Raw genomic sequence first — 19,493 nt, forward strand, 5'->3', positions numbered from 1 at the left:
AATATCTTTAGGGAAAATTGGAAGCACTCTACACTCAATACTGATTAAATAAAACTCTCCTCAAACCTCTCAAAATGACAAGTATATCCATTTGGATACTTTTGAAGATAATCTTGATGTTCTGGTTCTGCTGGCCAAAATGGGGAAAATGCTTCTAAAGAAGTTGCCACTTCTCCATCCCATTTATTGGATGCATTTACTATTTCAATTACCTCTTCCGCTGTTCTTTTCTCATCTTCATCTTGATAGAAAATAGCCGAACGATAACTTGTTCCTTTATCATTTCCTTGTCTATTTATCGTAGTTGGATTATGAATTCGGAAAAAATAATCTAGGATTCCCTTAAATGAAGTTTGACTTTCATCGTAAGTGATTTCAATTCCTTCTGCATGTCCAGGATGATATTTATATGATGGATTTTTATTTTCACCACCAATATATCCAACCTCCGTATCAATGATTCCTTTTCTGTTTCTAAACAAATCTTCCATTCCCCAAAAACAACCACCTGCTATATATACCTTTTTTGTATTGCTCATTGTATTTTTATTTTTCCAATGATAGTAACAATTAATGTAATGCTCTTGTTCGAACTTTGGTTAAAAAGTCCAATCTACTCATATTTCACCCTAAAATAACCACCAAAATCATCAGAATATAAGATATCAATAGTATTTTTGAAGAAAATTAGAAAAAATGGCGAAAAACTTCATAGAAGAATTGACTTGGAGAGGCATGATTCACGATAGCATGCCCGGTGTGGAAGAACATTTATTAGAAAAAATGCGTTCTGCTTATGTGGGAATAGATCCTACTGCAGACTCTTTACATATTGGACACCTTGTAAGTGTTATGATGTTACGTCATTTTCAACGTGCTGGGCACAAGCCTTATGCTTTACTTGGTGGAGCTACAGGAATGATTGGTGACCCTTCTGGAAAATCACAAGAGCGTAATTTACTGAATGAACAAGAACTGCAGCACAATCAAGACGCTATTAAAACACAATTAAGTAGATTTTTAGCTTTCGATACGACAGATGAAAACGCTGCTGTTTTAGTGAATAATTATGACTGGATGAAAAACTTTTCATTCCTAGAATTTATTCGCGATGTTGGAAAACACATTACGGTAAATTACATGATGGCCAAAGATTCTGTAAAGAAAAGATTAACGGGTGAAAATGCGGAAGGAATGTCTTTCACGGAATTTTCTTACCAATTAGTTCAAGGAAATGATTTTCTACATTTATATAAAAACAACGAAGTTTCCATTCAAATGGGAGGTTCTGACCAATGGGGAAATATCACCACAGGAACAGAATTGGTTCGTCGTGTAGAAAGTGGAAAAGCATTCGCAGTGACATGTCCTTTAATTACAAAGGCAGACGGAACGAAATTTGGGAAAACGGAAGGTGGAAATATCTGGTTAGATGCGGAACGTACATCTCCTTACCAATTCTACCAATACTGGTTGAATACTTCGGATGAAGACGCAGAAAAATTCATTAAGATTTTCACTTTTTTATCGAAAGTAGAAATTGAAGAATTAGTTGCCTCACATCAGGAAGCTCCTCACCAACGTCAATTACAAAAGAAATTGGCTGAAGAAGTCACAATAATGGTTCATTCAGAAGAAGCACTAAAAACGGCAATTACAGCTTCAAATATTTTGTTTGGAAAATCAACAGAAGAGGATTTAAGATCACTATCTGCCAAAGATTTCCTTGCAGTTTTTGAAGGAATTACGCAAGCCACTTTAACTAGAGCTGAATTAAAAGAAGGTGTTGGAATTATCGACGCACTTTCAGCAAAAACTGGATTCTTAGAGTCTAACGGAGCAGCAAGAAGAGAGTTAAAAGGAAATGCAATTAGCGTGAACAAAACTAAAGTTAAAGAAGATTTAATCCTAACAGAAGACCACTTGATTAGTGATCAATTTATTCTTTTAGGTAAGGGTAAGAAAACAAACTACTTAATAATAGTTTCGTAATAATATGTCCACTATCGGCGTTGCAATTATTTTTGAAAGCAGTCATTGACAAATGTCAACTCCTTGGATTTCAAAATTAATCGCGTCTTGCTATTAAACACATTATTACAAAACTAAATTTGATAAATAATCAAAGGAGTTCAAGAAATTGAGCTCCTTTTTTTGTGGGTATTTCATATAAAATTTGTTAAATATGTATATTAAATTACTTTTGTCGACTGCAATAAAAAACAACAAACTTATTACTTGGGCGTGAAAAACACTCTTACTTTAACCAACAGGCCTGAGTCTACATTTAATGTAATTCTTACTTTACTTTTTGTTTTATCTGGTATATTTCTAAATGCTCAAGAAAATATTTTTAATGAAACCAAAAACATTGATATATCTAATCATTTTAAGTCTTCAGAGGAGTTAAAAAACGACCTTTACTATGAAAACTATGGTAAACTCCACAGAAAGGAAGGTTATTTAATAGGAGATGTTTTAAAACAAGGGTCACTATTCAACCATTCACTTAAAAAAAGTGGTGCTGTGAATTTCAATTCTGAAGCCACTGAATATTTAAATCAAATAAAAAGCTTATTACTTCAAGATTATCCTTCGGTAAATAATGACATTCAAATATTTATCACCCACGACAATTCTGTTAACGCCTTTGCTACTGTAAACAAAGATATTTTTATTAATGTAGGACTTTTGGCAAAGATTAAAAGTGAAGCTCAATTGGCATTTATCATTTCACATGAAATTATGCATGTCATTAATGACCACATTATTTCCAAGCAGCGAACAATTAAGGATGAAATAGACAATCTGGACAAAGCCGATATTTCAATTAATAATGATTACTTGAAATTATTTGAACACCAAATGGGTCTTGATGCAGAATATGAAGCCGATATCAACGGACTGCACTTATATCTAAAAACAAATTACTCTAAAGCAGAAGCTATTCAAGCTTTAAACATGCTTAAGACTTCTAATCAAAAAGTATATGATGATTCATTTGATGAAAGCTCTTTATTCATAGATGCTGATTTATTAATTTATTGTAAAGAAACAATTAAAGAAAATTTGAACGAGTTAAAAAGCTCCTCGGATGATGCTAAAACCTCTCAATTAAGTAGCCATCCTGACATAGACCTTAGAATTGATACCATTTCAGTGACGATTGAAAAATTTAACAACAACAATACTAAAGGAAGTCAATTTTTGATTTCAAAGGAATTTTTCAATTCTTTAAGTCTGTATTCAAAATTAGAAATGCTAGAAATTTACAAATCAGATTTTGATTTCATTTCAACATATAATTACGCTAGTTATTATTTAAAAAATTCAACTAATGAGATAGTAAAAGAAGATGCGATAAACAGTATTGCCTATGCAATTTATGGACTAATCGTGGACAAAAAGAATTCTATCAAACTAAATACATCCAACATTTCATCTTATCCTGATGAACTTCTTTCTACTTTTTATGAAGATCAAAATGAAGAACTACTGGCTGAATGGGGCGTAAAAATATTGGATAGCATGTCTGTTGAAAACAACAGTGCAACTTTAGCCAAATACAAAGGATATATTCAAGAGTTATCAACGAAAGAAAGTGATCGTAAATCTGAAGAAAGTAAAAGTTTGAATCTTACAGATTATGACTTTTTAATCAGTCCATTTACAGAGATGATCAATACGAAAAACTATACTTCAAATGCACAATTCTCAGGTTCCTTCGAAGGAAAAATTGCAATGTCTAATTACAACACAACAAACCTTCAAGTCGGATTGCAAAAATTCAATGTAAACGTTGAAAAAAGTGAAAAACAATTAATTAGAGGAACCGAGGCTATTTCGCAACTAGCAGAAAATTATCCAGATAAAATTATTTCTTTAATCCCAAATCCTCAAGAATATTCTGGAGATGAGTACAATAAATTTAATTTATTAAACAAATGGCTACAAGAGCGATTTTATTTTGATGCACAGGACTACACTTCAATGTATCAAGATGAAATAAACAAATTAATCAAGGAAGATGGAATTGAATTCGTAATGGCGAACCTACAAGTTGATATTAAAACAATCGGCTTATTAAGTATCATGAAAAGATTTTATCCAGTTTTGTTTGTTTATCAGTACTTCCCCCAGCTCGTGATGAATTCTGAAATAGGGAAATACAGAACCTACAAACTAACTATTATGTTTAGATTGGTTGATGGTGAATTAGCTCTTTGGGACACCAGAACCTCTCAGCAACCTCAAACAACCGCTCAGGTTTACTTAACTTTTCAAGACATTATAAACGACTTAAATATTGCCAAATGAGAAAACTAATTTTATTTATAATTCTTGTTTTTATTACCATCGGTGTAAATGCTCAAAGCTATCAGGGCTATCAAGGAAAGAAGTTTTCTTTCTCTTACCAGCCTTCATATGTAGTTCTTAATTACTTCTCTACAAAGCTTTTAGCACCTCAAACAATTAACTTTACTTACTCTCCTTTTCAGCATTTTTCAATTGGATTGAGTGCCACTAGCGCAAACAAAGAGTTTTTCAATGATTATCATTACAAATACATGCATGTAAATGACAAAACGATTGGAATAGCATTTAATTACCACAGAAAGAATAAAGGCAGCTATTCTCCAGCGGGTAGATATATTGGGCTAAAATTTGAGTATGGAACCCAAAACGGAGAAACATTGCAGCAAGAAGAAGTCGAAGTCCCAAATTGCGTAAACTGCTTTGAAAACCTGTATTACTACGATGAACGAGGAAAAGGTAAAATGATCGTAGCCTCAGTTATTTTTGGACGTAATTTCATTTTGAAAGATCATTTTTTATTAGGTTACGGTATTCAATGGGGATTGATTGTAAATGATAATAATAACCAACCAATGCGTCACATGGGAAGACCATTCTTTAACCTTGGAATAATATTTTAAAAATGAAAGTAATATTTATAACTCTTTTCACATTAATTTTCTTCAATGGAATATCCCAAGATTTAGAATTAGTGGATGATAAAATGAATTCTTACAAAGAACCAGAATCTAAAAATTATTCTTGGCTGAAAAAGAATTTCTTTCTTGATTTAAAGCTGAACATACCTACAGAAGTTTTCAAACCAAAAGAAATGGATATTATTTTCGACGGACAGCCACACCATTTCACTAATTTCGAATACAAAACTGTTGAATATACAGATAGAAATTTTCTAATAAACATTATTGGTGTAGGAATCGAGCCACGTGTAAATCTCTATGAGACTGACAAAACTTCCTTTGGTTTAAAAGCTTCTTTTCATTTTAATTTATCGGTTTACAACACTTTAGATAATCAATTTAAAGAAGGGGGAAACCACCACATCAGTTCTTCCGCAATGGTTTTCATGGGAAGGGGATTGGGCTCAACATACTTTAATATCAATGAATACGGCTGGGCATTATCTGCTGGAGTTAACTATATTAAAACTCCAATTTCAGGAGGTGAAATCAGATTTACTCCAAATAAATATTTAATCAACCCGGAAAGTGAAGAATTTAGGAAATCAACATGGTTGCTTCCTATGATTCAATTCGATCATTACCGATTAACAGAAAAAAATAGACTTCGTAATGTTTCATTTTCAGCGGGCTATTTTAATCAAAGTACGTACTTAAGGCTAAATATAGGGTGGACCTTGTAGCGTGTTAAACCACGTCTTGCATTTCCTGATAATGATACACTTCTACACCCTTTTTATTTAATTTCGCAACTTCAACCATCGCTTTGGCAACAGTTCTACCTTCAATTGGTTTTGCATTTTTAGGTATTAGGAATTTCAGCACTTTACCAAACAACTGCATGATTCCTTCAGCAAATCTATTGTCTGAACGATCCCCTAATAATAGTGATGGCCTGAAAATAGATAAGGAATCCAAACCAACAGGTGAATGAACTTTCTCCTTCAAGGCATCTTCTACTTCTCCTTTCAATTTCAAATAAAAACCTCGTTTTTTACTATCCGCTCCTAATGACGAAACGATTAAAAATTGTTTACAGCCAAATTTTACACAGTGTTGAGCCGCATTAACAGGAATATCGAAATCTATTTTCCTATATAATTTCTTGTCCCCTTTAACCTTTTTTTGAGTGGTTCCTATAGCACAAAAAACAACAGTACTTCCATCAATAGCCGCCTTGAATTGCGCTTCATCCTCGAAGTCAATTACAACAACTTTAACCTTAGGATGGTCAATTTCTAATGACCTTCTAGAAATAATTCTAATTTCATCAAAAGTGGCTTCATTCTTTAATCGCTCCAGAATATGTCCTCCAATTAACCCTGTTGCTCCAAGTATAGTTGCTGTTGTTTCCATGATGTTGTAATTTGAGTTTATGCCGAATAGTAAATATAGACAAAATCTAACATCAAAATATTTCCAAATGTCAAAACTCCATAATTTTAAGAACCATTTTAAATAATTGTTGTTTTAAAGCTATATGACAGAAAGAGAAACGGATAGAATTATCGAGATGGCTTGGGAAGACAGAACTCCTTTTGAAGCAATTGAATTTCAATTTGGCAAAACTGAAGCAAATGTTGTTGAATTAATGAGAAAAACGTTGAAAAGAAGTTCGTTCAACCTTTGGAGAAAACGGGTGAATAGTAAGATCAGCAAAAAACATCTCAATAAAAGAAGTGATGAAATTACAAGATTTAAATGTTCACGTCAAATCAGTATTTCTAATAATAAAATTTCGAAGCGATAGTGATTATTTTTGGTCATCTATTTTCTCCCACCCATCCTTAATTAGCTCAAATGTTTTTCCGTTAAAAATGAATTTACACCCGCAAAATATTTCATTCAAATTTGACTCATTGGGATTAAATTCGAAATAAACTTCACTTCCTTCTTCGCAACCGCAATGCTGAGTCAAATCATCAACTTGGTAACTCACCTCAATTGTTTTCGTTTCGTGATCATAGTAGGCTCCATCCTTCCAATCACGATTTGTTACGGCATATTCGAAATCTAAATTAAACAAATTGTCTTCGAAGTTTATCAATTGAACAAAGGTGTGAAAACAAGAAGAACATCCACGAATATTTCCTGTTAGCACGTATTTGACACCTTCCATGGTTTCTAACATAAAGATTTCATCGTAACCATCGCCTTCAAAAACTAAATATGGATCAATTTCAATAGAGTCGGCTAAAATTAAATCAGTGTAGTGCATAATTGAAAATCGAGAACGGTAACTTCCACCAGTTTTTTCATCCAATGAAAAGTTGAATAATTTATTATCCGTTGATTTTACAACAGAAAGTTCATCATGAATCAATTCATCAATATCATACTTTTCAAAATCTGGATGTTTTAATACTTTATCTAGTTTACTTAAAATTTGATCTTGCAAATAGAATATCATTTGATACTGAGCTATTGAATCTTTGTTTTTTGTAAGATTCTCATCATAATCAGATACCAAAATCAGTTCATTCCTTTCTTTTCTAGACAAATCAAAATCTTTTAGCGACAGGTATTCTTCACCAAACGGAGACAACTTTTCATATTGAGTTAAATCTTCATTGAGTTCACTAACTAAAGTTGAAAAGGGCACTTTCTTTTGAGACAGCAGAAAGAGTGGAAATAGGAAAAACAATAAAGTTATTTTCATCCTCGATTCTTTTACAAAGGTTTTACATTGAATAGTAAAGTTAATGAAATTAAACGCTAATTTATTTCCTTATTTTAGCCTAAAATAAAAGTTTATGTATGCAAAACACTTTCTTCTCTTCGTATTTCTTTCTAACATAGCTCTAATTCAAGGCCAAGTTTTTCAAGGGTCGAAAGAATACACTAGAGGAGACACTCTACGTGGTTCTTTGCGACCTGAACGATCTAGTTATGATGTATTAAAGTACAATCTAAACGTAAAAGTTGAACCTTCCAAAAAATACATTTCCGGGTTTAATGAAATTTTTTTTCGTGTAATTGAGAACATGCCAATAATGCAACTCGATTTATTCGAAAACATGAAAGTTGATTCTATAGTTCATCAGGGTGAAAAATTGAACTACACAAGAGACTTTAACGCCGTTTTTATTACATTTAAAAATGCATTAATTGCTGAAACAATAGACAGTTTAAGCATTCATTTTTCTGGTCATCCTACAATTGCAAAAACTCCACCTTGGGATGGCGGATTTGTATTCTCAAAGGATAAAAACGGAAAAGATTGGGTGAGTGTTGCAGTTCAAGGAACTGGCGCTAGTCTTTGGTATCCGAATAAAGATCATCAAAGTGATAAGCCTGAAGAAGCCGAAATTCATGTGGCTGCTCCTAATGGATTAATGAACATTTCAAATGGTCGATTCACAGGAAAAAAAGACTTAGAAAATGGCTTTACTGAATGGAGCTGGAAAGTCACAAATCCGATCAATAATTACAATATTATCCTAAATATTGGTGATTATGTTCATTTTGCAGACAAATTTCGCGATTTAGACCTCAATTATTACGTTTTGGCCTATAATTTAGAAAAAGCTAAAAAGCAATTTCAAGAGGTTATTCCAATGATGGAATGTTTTTACGAACACTTTGGAGAATATCCGTTCAAAGAAGATGCGTACAAATTAGTAGAAACACCCTATTTGGGAATGGAACATCAAAGTGCCATTGCTTACGGTAACGAGTACAAAATGGGATATGCAGGAACGGACATTTCGAAAACAGGAATTGGGAAGAAGTTTGATTTCATCATCATCCACGAAACAGGACACGAATGGTTTGGAAACAGCATTACCTCATCTGACATTGCAGACATGTGGATTCATGAAGCCTTCACTTCATACGCCGAAGCAGTTTATATTGAATGTCGCTGGGGAAAAGAAGATGCTTTGAAATATTTCAACGGTTTACAGAAAACAATGATTTCGAACGAAGAAGCTATCATTGGAGATTACGGAGTAAATAAAGAGGGAAGTTTCGATATGTATTACAAAGGCGCCAATATGCTAAACACTATTCGAAGTGTCATTAACGATGATGAAAAATGGTGGGCTCTTGTAAAAGATTTCAGTGAAAATTTCAAACATAAAATCACGAATTCGGAGGAAGTTATTGCGTTTTTCGAGGAAAATTCTAATGAAACCCTAGCTCCTATTTTCAATCAATATTTATATCATTCAAAAATCCCTGTCCTACTATTAAAGAAAGAAAAAAAGCGGATTTATTACCGTTGGGACGCTTCAGTTGAAAATTTCAAAATGCCAATTGATGTCAAACTTGGTAAACGAATCAAAAGAATTAAACCCAATTCTGATTGGGAAAAACTTCGTGGAACTCGAAAAATGAGAAAAGTTAATCCGGATTTAGAAAGGTTTTACGTTGAAGTTGAAAAGTTGTAAGTGCTTTGATTTTATTGAAAGCTGACTTTTACTTTAAATAAAATAGTGGACAAAAAAAGGCGATTACCTTTCGATAATCGCCTTTTTTAAAGTTTTATTCTTAAGCTATTCCGGTTATTTACCTGCTCTCTTACGTGCACCCTCATCTAAGATAATCTTACGAACTCTTAATGATTCAGGTGTAACCTCAACGTACTCATCAGATTGAATGTATTCCAAACTTTCCTCTAAAGACATTTTGATTGCTGGTGCAATACTGATTTTATCATCAGCTCCTGAAGAACGCATGTTAGACATTTTCTTCGTTTTAGTAACGTTAACCACTAAATCTCCTTGTCTTGAATTTTCTCCAATTACTTGACCTCCATAAATTGCTTCATTAGGATTAACGAAGAATTTACCTCTATCTTGTAAGTTATTCAAAGAATAAGGAATTGCTGACCCTTTCTCCATAGAGATTAAAGAACCATTCTGACGACCAGGAATCTCTCCCTTGTACTGTTGGAACTCAATAAATCTGTGGTTCATGATTGCCTCACCTGCCGTTTGTGTCAACAAGTAATTACGTAAACCAATAATTCCTCTTGAAGGAACGATAAAGTCAATGATCATACGATCACCTTTGGCAACCATATTTGTCATTTCACCTTTACGTCTAGAAACTGCTTCTACTGCTGTTCCTGAGAATTGCTCTGGCAAATCAATTGTTAATTCCTCAATTGGCTCATGTTTCTTACCATCAACCTCCTTGATGATTACTTGTGGTTGACCCACTTGTAATTCGTAACCTTCACGACGCATTGTTTCAACCAATACAGACAAGTGCATTACCCCTCTTCCGAAGACTAACCATTTATCTGCTTTTTCAGTTTGTTGAACGCGTAATGCTAAGTTTTTCTCTAATTCTTTTGTCAAACGTTCTTGGATATGACGAGAAGTCACAAACTTCCCTTCTTGCCCGAAGAATGGTGAATCGTTAATAGAGAACATCATGCTCATTGTTGGCTCATCAATAGTGATAGTTTCCAATGGTTCAGGGTTCTCAGCATCACAGATAGAATCTCCGATATCAAATCCGTCAATACCTGTTACAGCACAAATATCACCAGGCTGAACGCTATCAACTTTAATTCTTTCCGTTCCTTCGTAAACAAACACATCTTTGATACGGTGCTTTTCTTGCGTTCCATCACGCTTAGTAAGAATGATTGGCATACCAGGCTTGATTGTTCCTCTTTGTAAACGACCAATTGCGATACGACCAACAAAAGAAGAAAAATCTAAAGAAGTAATCAACATTTGAGTATTTCCTTCTTTAATGTCAACTGGAGGGAAATATTCTAAAATTGTATCCAAAAGTGGTTCAATGGTGTCAGTTGGTTTTTTCCAATCTTTAGACATCCACTTGTTCTTTGCAGAACCATAAACTGCTTCAAAATCTAATTGATCTTCATTCGCTTCAAGTTCAAACATCAAGTCAAAAACTTTCTCATGAACTTCATCAGGTGTACAGTTGTCCTTATCAACTTTGTTTACAACAACTAAAGGTTTCAACCCTAATTGAAGTGCTTTTTGAAGTACAAAACGTGTTTGAGGCATAGGACCTTCAAAGGCATCTACCAACAAACAAACACCATCAGCCATGTTCAAAACACGCTCTACCTCACCACCAAAATCGGCGTGACCAGGAGTGTCAATGATGTTAATCTTTGTTCCTTTATAATTTACAGAAACATTCTTTGATACGATGGTAATACCTCTTTCCCTTTCTTGGTCGTTATTATCCATCATCAACTCGCCTGCATTTTCACGATCTCTTTCGCTAAATGACTCTCCTGCTTCGATTATACGGTCAACCAACGTCGTTTTTCCGTGGTCAACGTGTGCTATAATCGCTATATTTCTAATTTCCATTTTTCGTTTATCTGGGTTTTAGTGTAATTTTATCTTCTTCTGCTTGAACCTCCGCTAGAACGGCCTCCACTTCGACTACCGCCTCCGCTTCTTCCACCACTTCTTCTGTCTCCACCTGAGCGACTTCCGCCACGGCTACCACCACGACCTCTACCACCTCCGCCTTTCGACTTTTCTTGGGTTTTTTCAATGTTCATGCTTTTTCCTTCGAAATCTGCACCATTTACTTGTGCTAGAATTTTTTCTGCGTCAGACTTATCTGCATCAAAGAATGAAAACGCTGGCATAATATCAATTCTACCAATCGTGTCAGATTTTAATCCTGTAGCATCACATATTACACGTAATAATCCACCTGGATTCAATCCATCTTTATCTCCTAATGAAACAAAGAAACGTTGTTTGTTTTCATCTGTTCTTCCTCTGTCTCTACTTCTACCTCTGTCACGACCTCTGTCAGCACCTCTATCGTCTCCACCTCTATCGTCTCCACCTCTATCAGAAGCTTTAGCATTTAGGTCACCTGCTTTCTTGTAATAATCTAAGAAACGGTTGAATTCAGCAGAAACGAATTTCTTGATCACTTCTTCTTTCGACAACTCCTCCAAATCAGCTAAGATATGTGGAATGAAAGGTGCGATTTCTTCTTCGTTTACTTTAGTCGCTTTCACTTTGTTGATCATAGATTCCAACTGGATAGCACAAATAGCTTCCGGCCCAGGAATTTCAGCTTGAGTAAATTTAGAACCAATAATCTTTTCGATTTGATTGATTTTATATTTCTCACGTGTGTTGATTAAAACAAGAGATTCTCCTGTGTTACCAGCACGTGCTGTACGACCACTTCGGTGCGTATAATTCTCTACCTCATCAGGTAAATTATAATTAATTACGTGAGTAATATCGTCAACATCAATTCCACGAGCAGCAACATCAGTAGCTACAAGTAATTGAATACTTCTGCTTCTGAATAAGTTCATTACTCGATCACGTTGCGCTTGAGATAAATCTCCGTGCAATGCTTCTGCGCTGTACCCTTCTTTTCCAAGTTTTTCAGCAACTTGCTGAGTCTCTCTTCTTGTACGGCAAAAAACAAGTCCAAATATTTTAGGATTAAAATCAATTAAACGCTTTAATGCAGCGTAACGATCTCTTTCTTTTACTGAAAAATAAATGTGGTCAATGTTGGCATTACCTTCATTTTTGTTTCCTATGCTCACCTCTAATGGGTCAGTCATATACGTTTTCCCAATTCTTGCCACTTCTTTTGGCATTGTTGCAGAAAACAACCACGTACTTTTTTCTTCCGGCGTAGCGCTCAAAATAAAATCCAAATCTTCTTTGAATCCCATGTTTAGCATCTCATCTGCCTCATCCAGTACTACAACTTCAACTTCGTTAAGCTGAATCGCTTTACGTTTGATCAAATCTACTAAACGTCCTGGTGTAGCTACAATAATAGATACTCCATTTCGGATGTTTTTGATTTGACGTTGAATGTCTGCTCCACCATAAACGGCTTCTACAGTCACTGATTTTTCGTACTTAGAATAGTTTTGTAAATCTTTTGCAATCTGCAAACATAATTCCCGTGTCGGACAAATAATTAAGCCTGTTGGATATTTTCGGCTTTCTGTAATTCTGTTCACTAATGGCAATCCAAAAGCGGCAGTTTTCCCTGTCCCAGTTTGAGCTAATCCTACAAAATCACTCTTAGACTTGAGTAAGTGTGGAATCGCTTCTAACTGAATTGGCGTTGGCTGTTCAAACCCCATGTCTGTAACAGCTTTGACCACTTGGCTTCTCAGCCCTAAATCGTTAAAGGTCATACTTTTATTTAAAATTTGAGTGCAAAGGTACGACATTCTCAAGAGAATCAAGATTTTGAGGTTTTTTTTATTGATTTTTTTTCGTGAAATGGAATGAATTGCAATTAAACAGTGAAACTTTAAGACGCTGACTTAGTGCTATATAAAGTAATTCGATAAAAAAGTTGTTTACAAAGATTTAAAACTTCTTTAATACACCATATTTTAATTTATGTTCAAAAAAAATTTTAAACGCAAGTTCAGGATTTAACAGAATGATTTTCTTGAAATAGAAGTCTCACTCAAAACAAAACTCTACTTTTGCGACCTTTTAAGCTCAATGGAAAAACTCGACGAAAACGGATTAAATAAGTCTACAAGAATACTGCTCTTAGTTGGTGTTTTGATAATATCACTTAACCTTAGACCTGCGCTTGCAGCAATTGGTCCACTGATTGAACTAATTGGTGCCGACCTTAATTTATCGGAAGCATTACTGGGTTTACTCACCACCTTACCTCTGATTGCTTTTGGGGTGGTTTCGACAATCACTCCTGTTTTTACTAAAAAATTTGGTATTGGAAATACTTTATTGGGTTCATTAATTCTACTCACTCTAGGAATTATAATTCGTTCAGCCGACGGTATTTTCCCCCTCTATTTTGGAACAGTTTTGTTGGGAATTGCTATCGCGTTTGGAAACGTACTTATTCCTGCCTTAATTAAACGTAACTTCCCTCATAAAGCAGGCTTAGTGACCAGTTTATACACCGGAGTAATGTCACTTGGAGCTTCGATTGCAGCAGGATTAAGCTTTCCGCTAGCTACAGAATTTAATCTGGGATGGAAAGGCTCATTAGCAATTTGGACAGTTTTCTCCATTTTAGCGATCATAATCTGGATTCCCAACATCAAACGCATCAAAAGAACTCCGCCTCGTAGAAGTTTTTTTATTGCAATGAAAAAATTAAGTGGATCACTATTGGTCTGGAAACTTGCGCTTTACATGGGTTTACAATCATTTGCTTTCTATACTGTTCTCGCTTGGCTTCCTTCAATTCTAATTGGAAAAGGAATGGATGCAAACTACGCTGGATGGATGCTTTCATTGTCACAAGTAACGGGCATTATTGGTGCCATGGTTATTCCAATTTGGGCAGGAAAAAGAAAAGACCAACGCTTAGTTATTCTTGTTTTGTCGATCATCGAAATTGTTTCATTGATTTGTATAATGATCCCTCAAATTGGACTTATTGAACTATGGATAAGTTTAATTGGAATTGTTTTAGGTGGTACTTTTGGACTGGCTTTACTTCTAATTGTACTGCGTTCGGATGATGCCGAAACGGCAGCTGAGCTTTCTGGTATTGTACAGTCAATCGGATATTTCGTTGCTGCTACAGGTCCATTTGCTGTAGGAGTAATTTATGACCTAACACATGTTTGGAATTATGCTTTAGTACTTCTGATTTTTGTTGGGATTCTAAAATTAACCATGGGGTTTGGTGTTGGTAAAGATCAAAAAGTTTAATTTTTTGTAAGAAAACTTCAAATACTGGATAACCCTCCACCTTCTCTGTGAATCTCTAAATCGACAGGCTCAGCACAAGCGTGAAAAACCTCTACTTTACCTGCGTGTAAATACCAAGTGCCGAAGGCGCTCTCAGCAATCCACCACACAACTACCAAACTTTGCCTTACCTTTTTTTTCTTATCTTTCCTCCATGTTAAAAAATCTTACATTCATTCTTCTCTTGGGCTTGACATTCCTCACTCCAAATCTCTTCTCTCAAAAATTCTCTTTGGGAATTATCGGCGGGTTAACTTCTAGCCAAATTAGTGGCGATGGAATTTACGGCTTTGCACAATTTGGAGGAATCGCAGGAGCAGACGTGAACTATCCATTTAATGAAACTTGGTCCGCAACCTTTGGTTTGCAATTCAATCAAAAAGGAGCGAGAAATTATCAATCACAATCAGTTTATAGCCCTTATAGATTAAGAGTGAATTATGTAGAAGCTCCACTAGTTTTAAATTATCATTTTAATAAATTTAAGTTCAACGCCGGATTATATTTAGGCGTAAAAGTCAATCAAAATGAAAGAAATAGCTTTGGTCTTACAGAACCTTATAGAGAATTTAAATCTTTAGACATTGGATTACAGTTGGGAGTGAATTATGAAATCAAAGAAAATTGGCAATTGGAATTGCGTTTTCAGAATTCAATATTTCCTGTGAGAGACCACATCTTGAATCAAGCATTTCCACCAGCTTTATTTATTGTGGGTGACTGGCATCAGAAATATTTAAATAAAGGTCAATTTTTTACGAGTTTGAGTCTCACACTGCGATATGAAATATAAGAAGGAGAAATTCGTAATTATTATATCAAATGAAGCATTAAACTATAAACATTAATAATTATTAATCAATTACCTAAAACCCTTTCCCAGAGCTCCCCTATCAACTTTTTTCCATCGGCAATATCCTTTTCTGATTCTAAAAAATTGATAGATCCGTCATTATTTTCAATAATTTTATATTGAAAAACAAAGTTTGTTGAATTCTCTTTCGTGCTTAACAAGCCAAACCTTAAATCATTATAGAATAATTCTCCATTCTTTTCTGTAATTGTGAACCAACCATGTGAGATATTAATCATACGCTGCATCTTCTCATGATCAATTAAATGATCAATGAGTTCATGATTTTTAGAATAGCTAGAGAATTGGATATCACTTTTATCTAAGAAAGAATAATTTCCAATTAAAAAATCATTCTCTCTTTTAATGTTTGCCGTCCAAAGTATAGTATTTAATGGAGCTGGTTTTGTATCAATTTCTTGATAAGTGATATTTTGTTGTGCTAAAGCTGTTGTAAATTGAAAGAATGATAATCCTTTGAGTAAAAATGTTAACGCTAAATAACTCGAACTCACAATTAAACCCATTCGATTGTATTTCTGACGTTTCGGAGAATCTTTCTTTTGAAACATTGCCAGCAAAAGAAAGGTTAGAAACGGAATCGTATAAAGTGGATCAATTACAAAAATGGTTTTAAAGGCCAAACGAATATCTAAGGGCCAAAAAAGTTGAGTTCCCCAGGTAGTATGAACATCGAGAATTGGATGGGTAAACAATGCCCAAAAGAATAACATTGACCAACCTTTCACTGATTTATAGGAGTCGATTTTTGAGACGAGCCAACCGAATATCGGAGCAAAAATCACAGAAAAAAGTATGGAATGGGTAAAACCACGGTGAACTTCCAAAGCCCGAACAGTATCAACATAAAATGATGAAATCACATCTAAATCTGGAATTGTACCGGCCAATGCACCATAAAACATAGCTCTATTTCCAACTTTTCTACCTAAAACAGCTTCTCCAACTGCGGCACCTAATACAATTTGGGTCAATGAATCCATAAAATCTTATTGAAATAAAAATGTGAAATGACTTTGCAAATCTAAGAATTAAAAAAAGGAGTTTATGGATTGGTTCGAATAGCTGTAAAAGTATTAATCAAAAAAAAGACTCAAAAAAAACTGGATCTTTTCGTGATAACACGCGATATAAGTTTTTTCTGAGTCTACTCTGCAAGAGTTAGTCCGCCTGCTTAAAATTGAACCCCTTCAATAAAACCCCAGACAAACTATTGTACTGACGAGAATTAAAATCAAAAGGTTGTGTGTGGGATTAAAATAAATTAAAATGTTTTGGATTAGCTCCATTAAGTCTGAGAAATATTAGTGAAGAATACTCAATCCTAAGTGATACTTCCATCTTTTCACAATTTGTATATTTCCAAGAGAAACAACTTTACAATTAACACAACTTAGCAACAATTACTTTACATTCCATATTATATCCCATAGTTTTGAAAAAAATAAACAAATTAAAACAATATGAAAATCACAACACTTTTATTGGCTTTTGCCTTAACGACTGGAGCAACATCAATTATCGGACAAGAACAAATGTTGCCAGCTCAAGAAAATCAAACTCAAGATATTACTGATAAGGAATTGAAGAAATTTGCAAACGTCTATGTTGAAGTTCAATCTGAAAGTCAAAAAATGCAAGAAAAGGCTGTAAAAACAATAGAAGAAGAAGGCATGGAAATCGCTCGATTTAATGAAATTGCTAAAGCTCAAAATGACCCAAACAAAAAAGCTGACCCTAAAGAAGAGGAGGTTGAAAAACTAGCTGCCATAAACTCAAAAATGAGCAAAATTCAGAGTGACTTTCAAGCTGAAATTACAAAATTGATTCAACAAGAAGGTTTAACCCTTCAACGTTATCAAGAACTTTATACAGCCATCCAGAAGGATGAAGAATTACAACAGAAGTTTGGCACTTTGATAAGTGGATAGAATAAATACATTAAAAAAGTTTATATTAACAGAGGTAAATTTATTTATACTTCTGTTTTTTTTATTTAATCAGTTGATGATACCAATAGGAATAACTATATTTAATAAAAATTTTAAAATATGAAAGCTCCTTTTAACTTAATGAAGTGGATTGAATCCAATCGAGATTTACTTAAACCACCAGTTGGAAATAAAAACTTATATGTAGATGCTGGAGATTTCATTGTTATGGTTGTTGGAGGACCAAATTCACGAAAAGATTATCATTACAATGAATCGGAAGAATTATTCCTTCAAATTGAAGGTGATATCACGGTTCGCATTCAAGAAAAAGGAAAAGCCAAGGACATAAAAATTTCTGAAGGAGAGTTGTTTTTACTTCCTGCACGTACACCGCATTCTCCAATTCGTGGAGAAAACACCGTTGGCTTAGTTATCGAAAGAGTTCGAAAAGGAACAAATTTAATTGATGGATTAATGTGGTATTGCGAATCCTGTAATCACCCCCTTAAAACATATAAATTCAAATTAGAAAACATCGAAAAAGACTTTCTTCCACGATTTAAAGAGTTCTATTCGTCAGTGGAAAATCGAACTTGTGACAATTGCAGGAAAATTATGGAAGTTGACCAACGATATATATAACTTATAATAATAGAATTTAGCTTTGACAACTGAGCTCATTGGTTTTTTCGATATTGTTATTGGTGCTGGTTGGTTAATTCTTCTCTTGGCATTCTTGTGGGTTCTACGTTTAAATAAATTAGACAAAGCTCATTACAAGCTTTTTTACCCAGCAATGATTTTTAAATTGGGATTCGGAGTCTTGTTTGCTCTTACGTATTCCCTTGTTTTGGAAGGAGGAGATACTTTAGCATATTGGGATGGAGCTGTAAAACTGAATCATCTTTTTTGGGATAGCCCAACTGCCTATTTTTCTGAATTGTGGCAAACTCCCTCTTCATCAACTATTAGAAATAATTTTAACGAGAATACTCGCTACCCTCCAGGTTGGATATATAGAGAACCTGCAAGCTTCTTCGTTTGTAAGGTCACTTCCTTGTTTACATTTTTTACTTTCAATAGTTATTTAGCACTGTCATTGATAACTGCAACAATCACCGGAATCACCTCTTGGAAAATGTATGAATTGGTTAAAGATTTTGATTTTTGTAAGAAATGGGTGCTCGCATTTGCTACTTTATTTATTCCAACTGTATCTTTTTGGTGCTCTGGAATATCTAAAGACACCTACGTTCTGATAGCCTTTCAAACAATAGTTTATATCGCTTTCTCAATATTGCTTAAAAAGAAAAAATGGAGTTTCAAATATGTAATATTACTTCTAATTTCAATCTACTTTTTATATGCAATGCGGGACTTTATGATTATAGCCATTCTCATCCCTTTGTCTTTTGTTATCCTAATGCGTATAATTAAGAACATAAAATACAATCCTGTCTTACTTTGGTCAATTAGAATTGCATTTACAGGATTAACTATTCTATTATCATTGGTGTATATTCAAAATTTAACTCACGAAATTAACAATAATGCATACATTGAAGAGATGGCAGTTATTCAGCAAGATTTTGCTGAAAATAAACTTTATACTGGTCCCCGCTATGACTTAGGTATAACAGACTATTCTACATTTGGTGTGATTAAGGCAGTTCCTATTTCAATAATAACGGCTTTTTATCGTCCTTTTCCAATAGAAGCTAGCAGTCCCTTTCTACTTTTAAGCGCAATTGAAGGCGTTCTATTAATATTTCTAACTTTCGGATTCTTTTTTCGTTCAGGGAATATCTTGGCTCATTTTCAATTTGTAAGTAAAAATGAAATATTAGTATTTGCCATAATTTTCTCTCTGATACTGGGATTCTTCGCAGGGTTCACCTCAGGACTTTTCAATGTCTTAGTTAGATTTAAAGCACCTTTTATGGCCTTAATAACCATCTTTTTTGCAGCAAGAACACCGAGTAAACTTCAAGAGAATAAATAGAAG

At 34.1% G+C, this 19,493-nt stretch carries 17 protein-coding genes; 11 read left to right on the forward strand and 6 right to left on the reverse strand.

The window, feature by feature from the left end; translation table 11 throughout:
* Positions 1-44 precede the first annotated feature (44 nt).
* Positions 45-539, reverse strand: a complete 495-nt coding sequence (gene msrA, locus C6368_RS15520; RefSeq protein WP_107040145.1) for a peptide-methionine (S)-S-oxide reductase MsrA — start codon at positions 537-539, stop codon at positions 45-47.
* 157 nt (positions 540-696) lie between these two features.
* Between msrA and tyrS the strand changes: the two genes are divergently transcribed.
* The 4 genes from tyrS to C6368_RS15540 all read left to right on the forward strand — a co-directional run bounded on the left by tyrS (position 697) and on the right by C6368_RS15540 (position 5,680).
* Positions 697-1,992, forward strand: coding sequence for a tyrosine--tRNA ligase (gene tyrS, locus C6368_RS15525; RefSeq protein ID WP_107040146.1), 1,296 nt, complete (start codon positions 697-699; stop codon positions 1,990-1,992).
* Positions 1,993-2,244: 252 nt separating this feature from the next.
* Entirely contained in the window at positions 2,245-4,317 is a 2,073-nt protein-coding gene (locus tag C6368_RS15530; protein ID WP_159038636.1) for a M48 family metallopeptidase, read from the forward strand.
* Positions 4,314-4,937, forward strand: a complete 624-nt coding sequence (locus C6368_RS15535; RefSeq protein WP_107040148.1) for a hypothetical protein — start codon at positions 4,314-4,316, stop codon at positions 4,935-4,937. Before C6368_RS15530 ends, C6368_RS15535 begins: the two co-directional genes overlap by 4 nt.
* A 2-nt stretch (positions 4,938-4,939) precedes the next feature.
* Positions 4,940-5,680, forward strand: coding sequence for a hypothetical protein (locus tag C6368_RS15540; RefSeq protein WP_107040149.1), 741 nt, complete (start codon positions 4,940-4,942; stop codon positions 5,678-5,680).
* 4 nt (positions 5,681-5,684) lie between these two features.
* On the opposite strand, the gene C6368_RS15545 is transcribed toward C6368_RS15540, so the two are convergent.
* A complete protein-coding gene (locus C6368_RS15545) occupies positions 5,685-6,353 on the reverse strand; it encodes an NAD(P)H-binding protein (RefSeq protein ID WP_199851661.1) in 669 nt (222 codons plus the stop codon).
* Positions 6,354-6,477: 124 nt separating this feature from the next.
* Here C6368_RS15545 and C6368_RS15550 point away from each other — a divergent pair, with 124 nt between their 5' ends.
* Positions 6,478-6,747, forward strand: a complete 270-nt coding sequence (locus C6368_RS15550) for a TIGR03643 family protein (protein ID WP_107040151.1) — start codon at positions 6,478-6,480, stop codon at positions 6,745-6,747.
* Positions 6,748-6,750: 3 nt separating this feature from the next.
* Here the strand turns inward: C6368_RS15550 and C6368_RS15555 are convergent, their stop codons facing one another.
* Complete coding sequence (locus tag C6368_RS15555; protein ID WP_107040152.1) at positions 6,751-7,656, reverse strand: hypothetical protein; 906 nt, start codon at positions 7,654-7,656, stop codon at positions 6,751-6,753.
* A 94-nt stretch (positions 7,657-7,750) separates the two neighbouring features.
* On the opposite strand from C6368_RS15555, the gene C6368_RS15560 reads away from it, so the two are divergent.
* Positions 7,751-9,388: a M1 family metallopeptidase gene (locus tag C6368_RS15560; protein WP_107040153.1), complete on the forward strand. Its 1,638-nt coding sequence runs from the start codon at positions 7,751-7,753 to the stop codon at positions 9,386-9,388.
* Between the two features lie 114 nt (positions 9,389-9,502).
* Here C6368_RS15560 and typA read toward each other — a convergent pair whose 3' ends face one another.
* Both typA and C6368_RS15570 read right to left on the reverse strand, forming a co-directional pair.
* On the reverse strand, positions 9,503-11,302 hold the full coding sequence (gene typA, locus C6368_RS15565; RefSeq protein WP_107040154.1) for a translational GTPase TypA: 1,800 nt from the start codon (positions 11,300-11,302) through the stop codon (positions 9,503-9,505).
* Between the two features lie 29 nt (positions 11,303-11,331).
* Positions 11,332-13,131 carry a DEAD/DEAH box helicase gene (locus tag C6368_RS15570; protein WP_107040155.1) on the reverse strand — a complete coding sequence of 600 codons (1,800 nt, stop codon included), beginning with the start codon at positions 13,129-13,131 and terminating at the stop codon, positions 11,332-11,334.
* A 319-nt stretch (positions 13,132-13,450) separates the two neighbouring features.
* Between C6368_RS15570 and C6368_RS15575 the strand changes: the two genes are divergently transcribed.
* Together C6368_RS15575 and C6368_RS15580 are read left to right on the forward strand one after the other, a co-directional pair.
* Positions 13,451-14,641 (forward strand): CynX/NimT family MFS transporter, encoded by a 1,191-nt coding sequence (locus tag C6368_RS15575; RefSeq protein WP_107040156.1) that lies wholly within the window; start codon positions 13,451-13,453, stop codon positions 14,639-14,641.
* Between the two features lie 193 nt (positions 14,642-14,834).
* A complete protein-coding gene (locus tag C6368_RS15580) occupies positions 14,835-15,473 on the forward strand; it encodes a porin family protein (protein ID WP_107040157.1) in 639 nt (212 codons plus the stop codon).
* A gap of 65 nt (positions 15,474-15,538) precedes the next feature.
* Here the strand turns inward: C6368_RS15580 and C6368_RS15585 are convergent, their stop codons facing one another.
* Positions 15,539-16,537, reverse strand: a complete 999-nt coding sequence (locus tag C6368_RS15585; protein ID WP_107040158.1) for a metal-dependent hydrolase — start codon at positions 16,535-16,537, stop codon at positions 15,539-15,541.
* Positions 16,538-17,017: 480 nt separating this feature from the next.
* Between C6368_RS15585 and C6368_RS15590 the strand changes: the two genes are divergently transcribed.
* The 3 genes from C6368_RS15590 (at position 17,018) to C6368_RS15600 (ending at position 19,490) form a co-directional block, all read left to right on the forward strand.
* Positions 17,018-17,485: a DUF4168 domain-containing protein gene (locus C6368_RS15590; RefSeq protein WP_107040159.1), complete on the forward strand. Its 468-nt coding sequence runs from the start codon at positions 17,018-17,020 to the stop codon at positions 17,483-17,485.
* Positions 17,486-17,605: 120 nt separating this feature from the next.
* Positions 17,606-18,130, forward strand: coding sequence for a 3-hydroxyanthranilate 3,4-dioxygenase (locus C6368_RS15595; RefSeq protein WP_107040160.1), 525 nt, complete (start codon positions 17,606-17,608; stop codon positions 18,128-18,130).
* Positions 18,131-18,152: 22 nt separating this feature from the next.
* Positions 18,153-19,490, forward strand: a complete 1,338-nt coding sequence (locus C6368_RS15600; RefSeq protein ID WP_107040161.1) for a hypothetical protein — start codon at positions 18,153-18,155, stop codon at positions 19,488-19,490.
* Positions 19,491-19,493: the final 3 nt, after the last annotated feature.

The organism is Brumimicrobium mesophilum (assembly GCF_003025005.1).
GTDB lineage: Bacteria > Bacteroidota > Bacteroidia > Flavobacteriales_D > Crocinitomicaceae > Brumimicrobium > Brumimicrobium mesophilum.

Bases quoted from the DNA above. Each gene is read 5' to 3' on its own strand.
- msrA (WP_107040145.1), bottom strand. From the start codon at position 539: ATGAGCAATACAAAAAAGGTATATATAGCAGGTGGTTGTTTTTGGGGA.
- tyrS (WP_107040146.1), top strand. From the start codon at position 697: ATGGCGAAAAACTTCATAGAAGAATTGACTTGGAGAGGCATGATTCAC.
- C6368_RS15535 (WP_107040148.1), top strand. From the start codon at position 4,314: ATGAGAAAACTAATTTTATTTATAATTCTTGTTTTTATTACCATCGGT.
- C6368_RS15540 (WP_107040149.1), top strand. From the start codon at position 4,940: ATGAAAGTAATATTTATAACTCTTTTCACATTAATTTTCTTCAATGGA.
- C6368_RS15545 (WP_199851661.1), bottom strand. From the start codon at position 6,353: ATGGAAACAACAGCAACTATACTTGGAGCAACAGGGTTAATTGGAGGA.
- C6368_RS15550 (WP_107040151.1), top strand. From the start codon at position 6,478: ATGACAGAAAGAGAAACGGATAGAATTATCGAGATGGCTTGGGAAGAC.
- C6368_RS15555 (WP_107040152.1), bottom strand. From the start codon at position 7,656: ATGAAAATAACTTTATTGTTTTTCCTATTTCCACTCTTTCTGCTGTCT.
- C6368_RS15560 (WP_107040153.1), top strand. From the start codon at position 7,751: ATGTATGCAAAACACTTTCTTCTCTTCGTATTTCTTTCTAACATAGCT.
- typA (WP_107040154.1), bottom strand. From the start codon at position 11,302: ATGGAAATTAGAAATATAGCGATTATAGCACACGTTGACCACGGAAAA.
- C6368_RS15570 (WP_107040155.1), bottom strand. From the start codon at position 13,131: ATGACCTTTAACGATTTAGGGCTGAGAAGCCAAGTGGTCAAAGCTGTT.
- C6368_RS15575 (WP_107040156.1), top strand. From the start codon at position 13,451: ATGGAAAAACTCGACGAAAACGGATTAAATAAGTCTACAAGAATACTG.
- C6368_RS15580 (WP_107040157.1), top strand. From the start codon at position 14,835: ATGTTAAAAAATCTTACATTCATTCTTCTCTTGGGCTTGACATTCCTC.
- C6368_RS15585 (WP_107040158.1), bottom strand. From the start codon at position 16,537: ATGGATTCATTGACCCAAATTGTATTAGGTGCCGCAGTTGGAGAAGCT.
- C6368_RS15590 (WP_107040159.1), top strand. From the start codon at position 17,018: ATGAAAATCACAACACTTTTATTGGCTTTTGCCTTAACGACTGGAGCA.
- C6368_RS15595 (WP_107040160.1), top strand. From the start codon at position 17,606: ATGAAAGCTCCTTTTAACTTAATGAAGTGGATTGAATCCAATCGAGAT.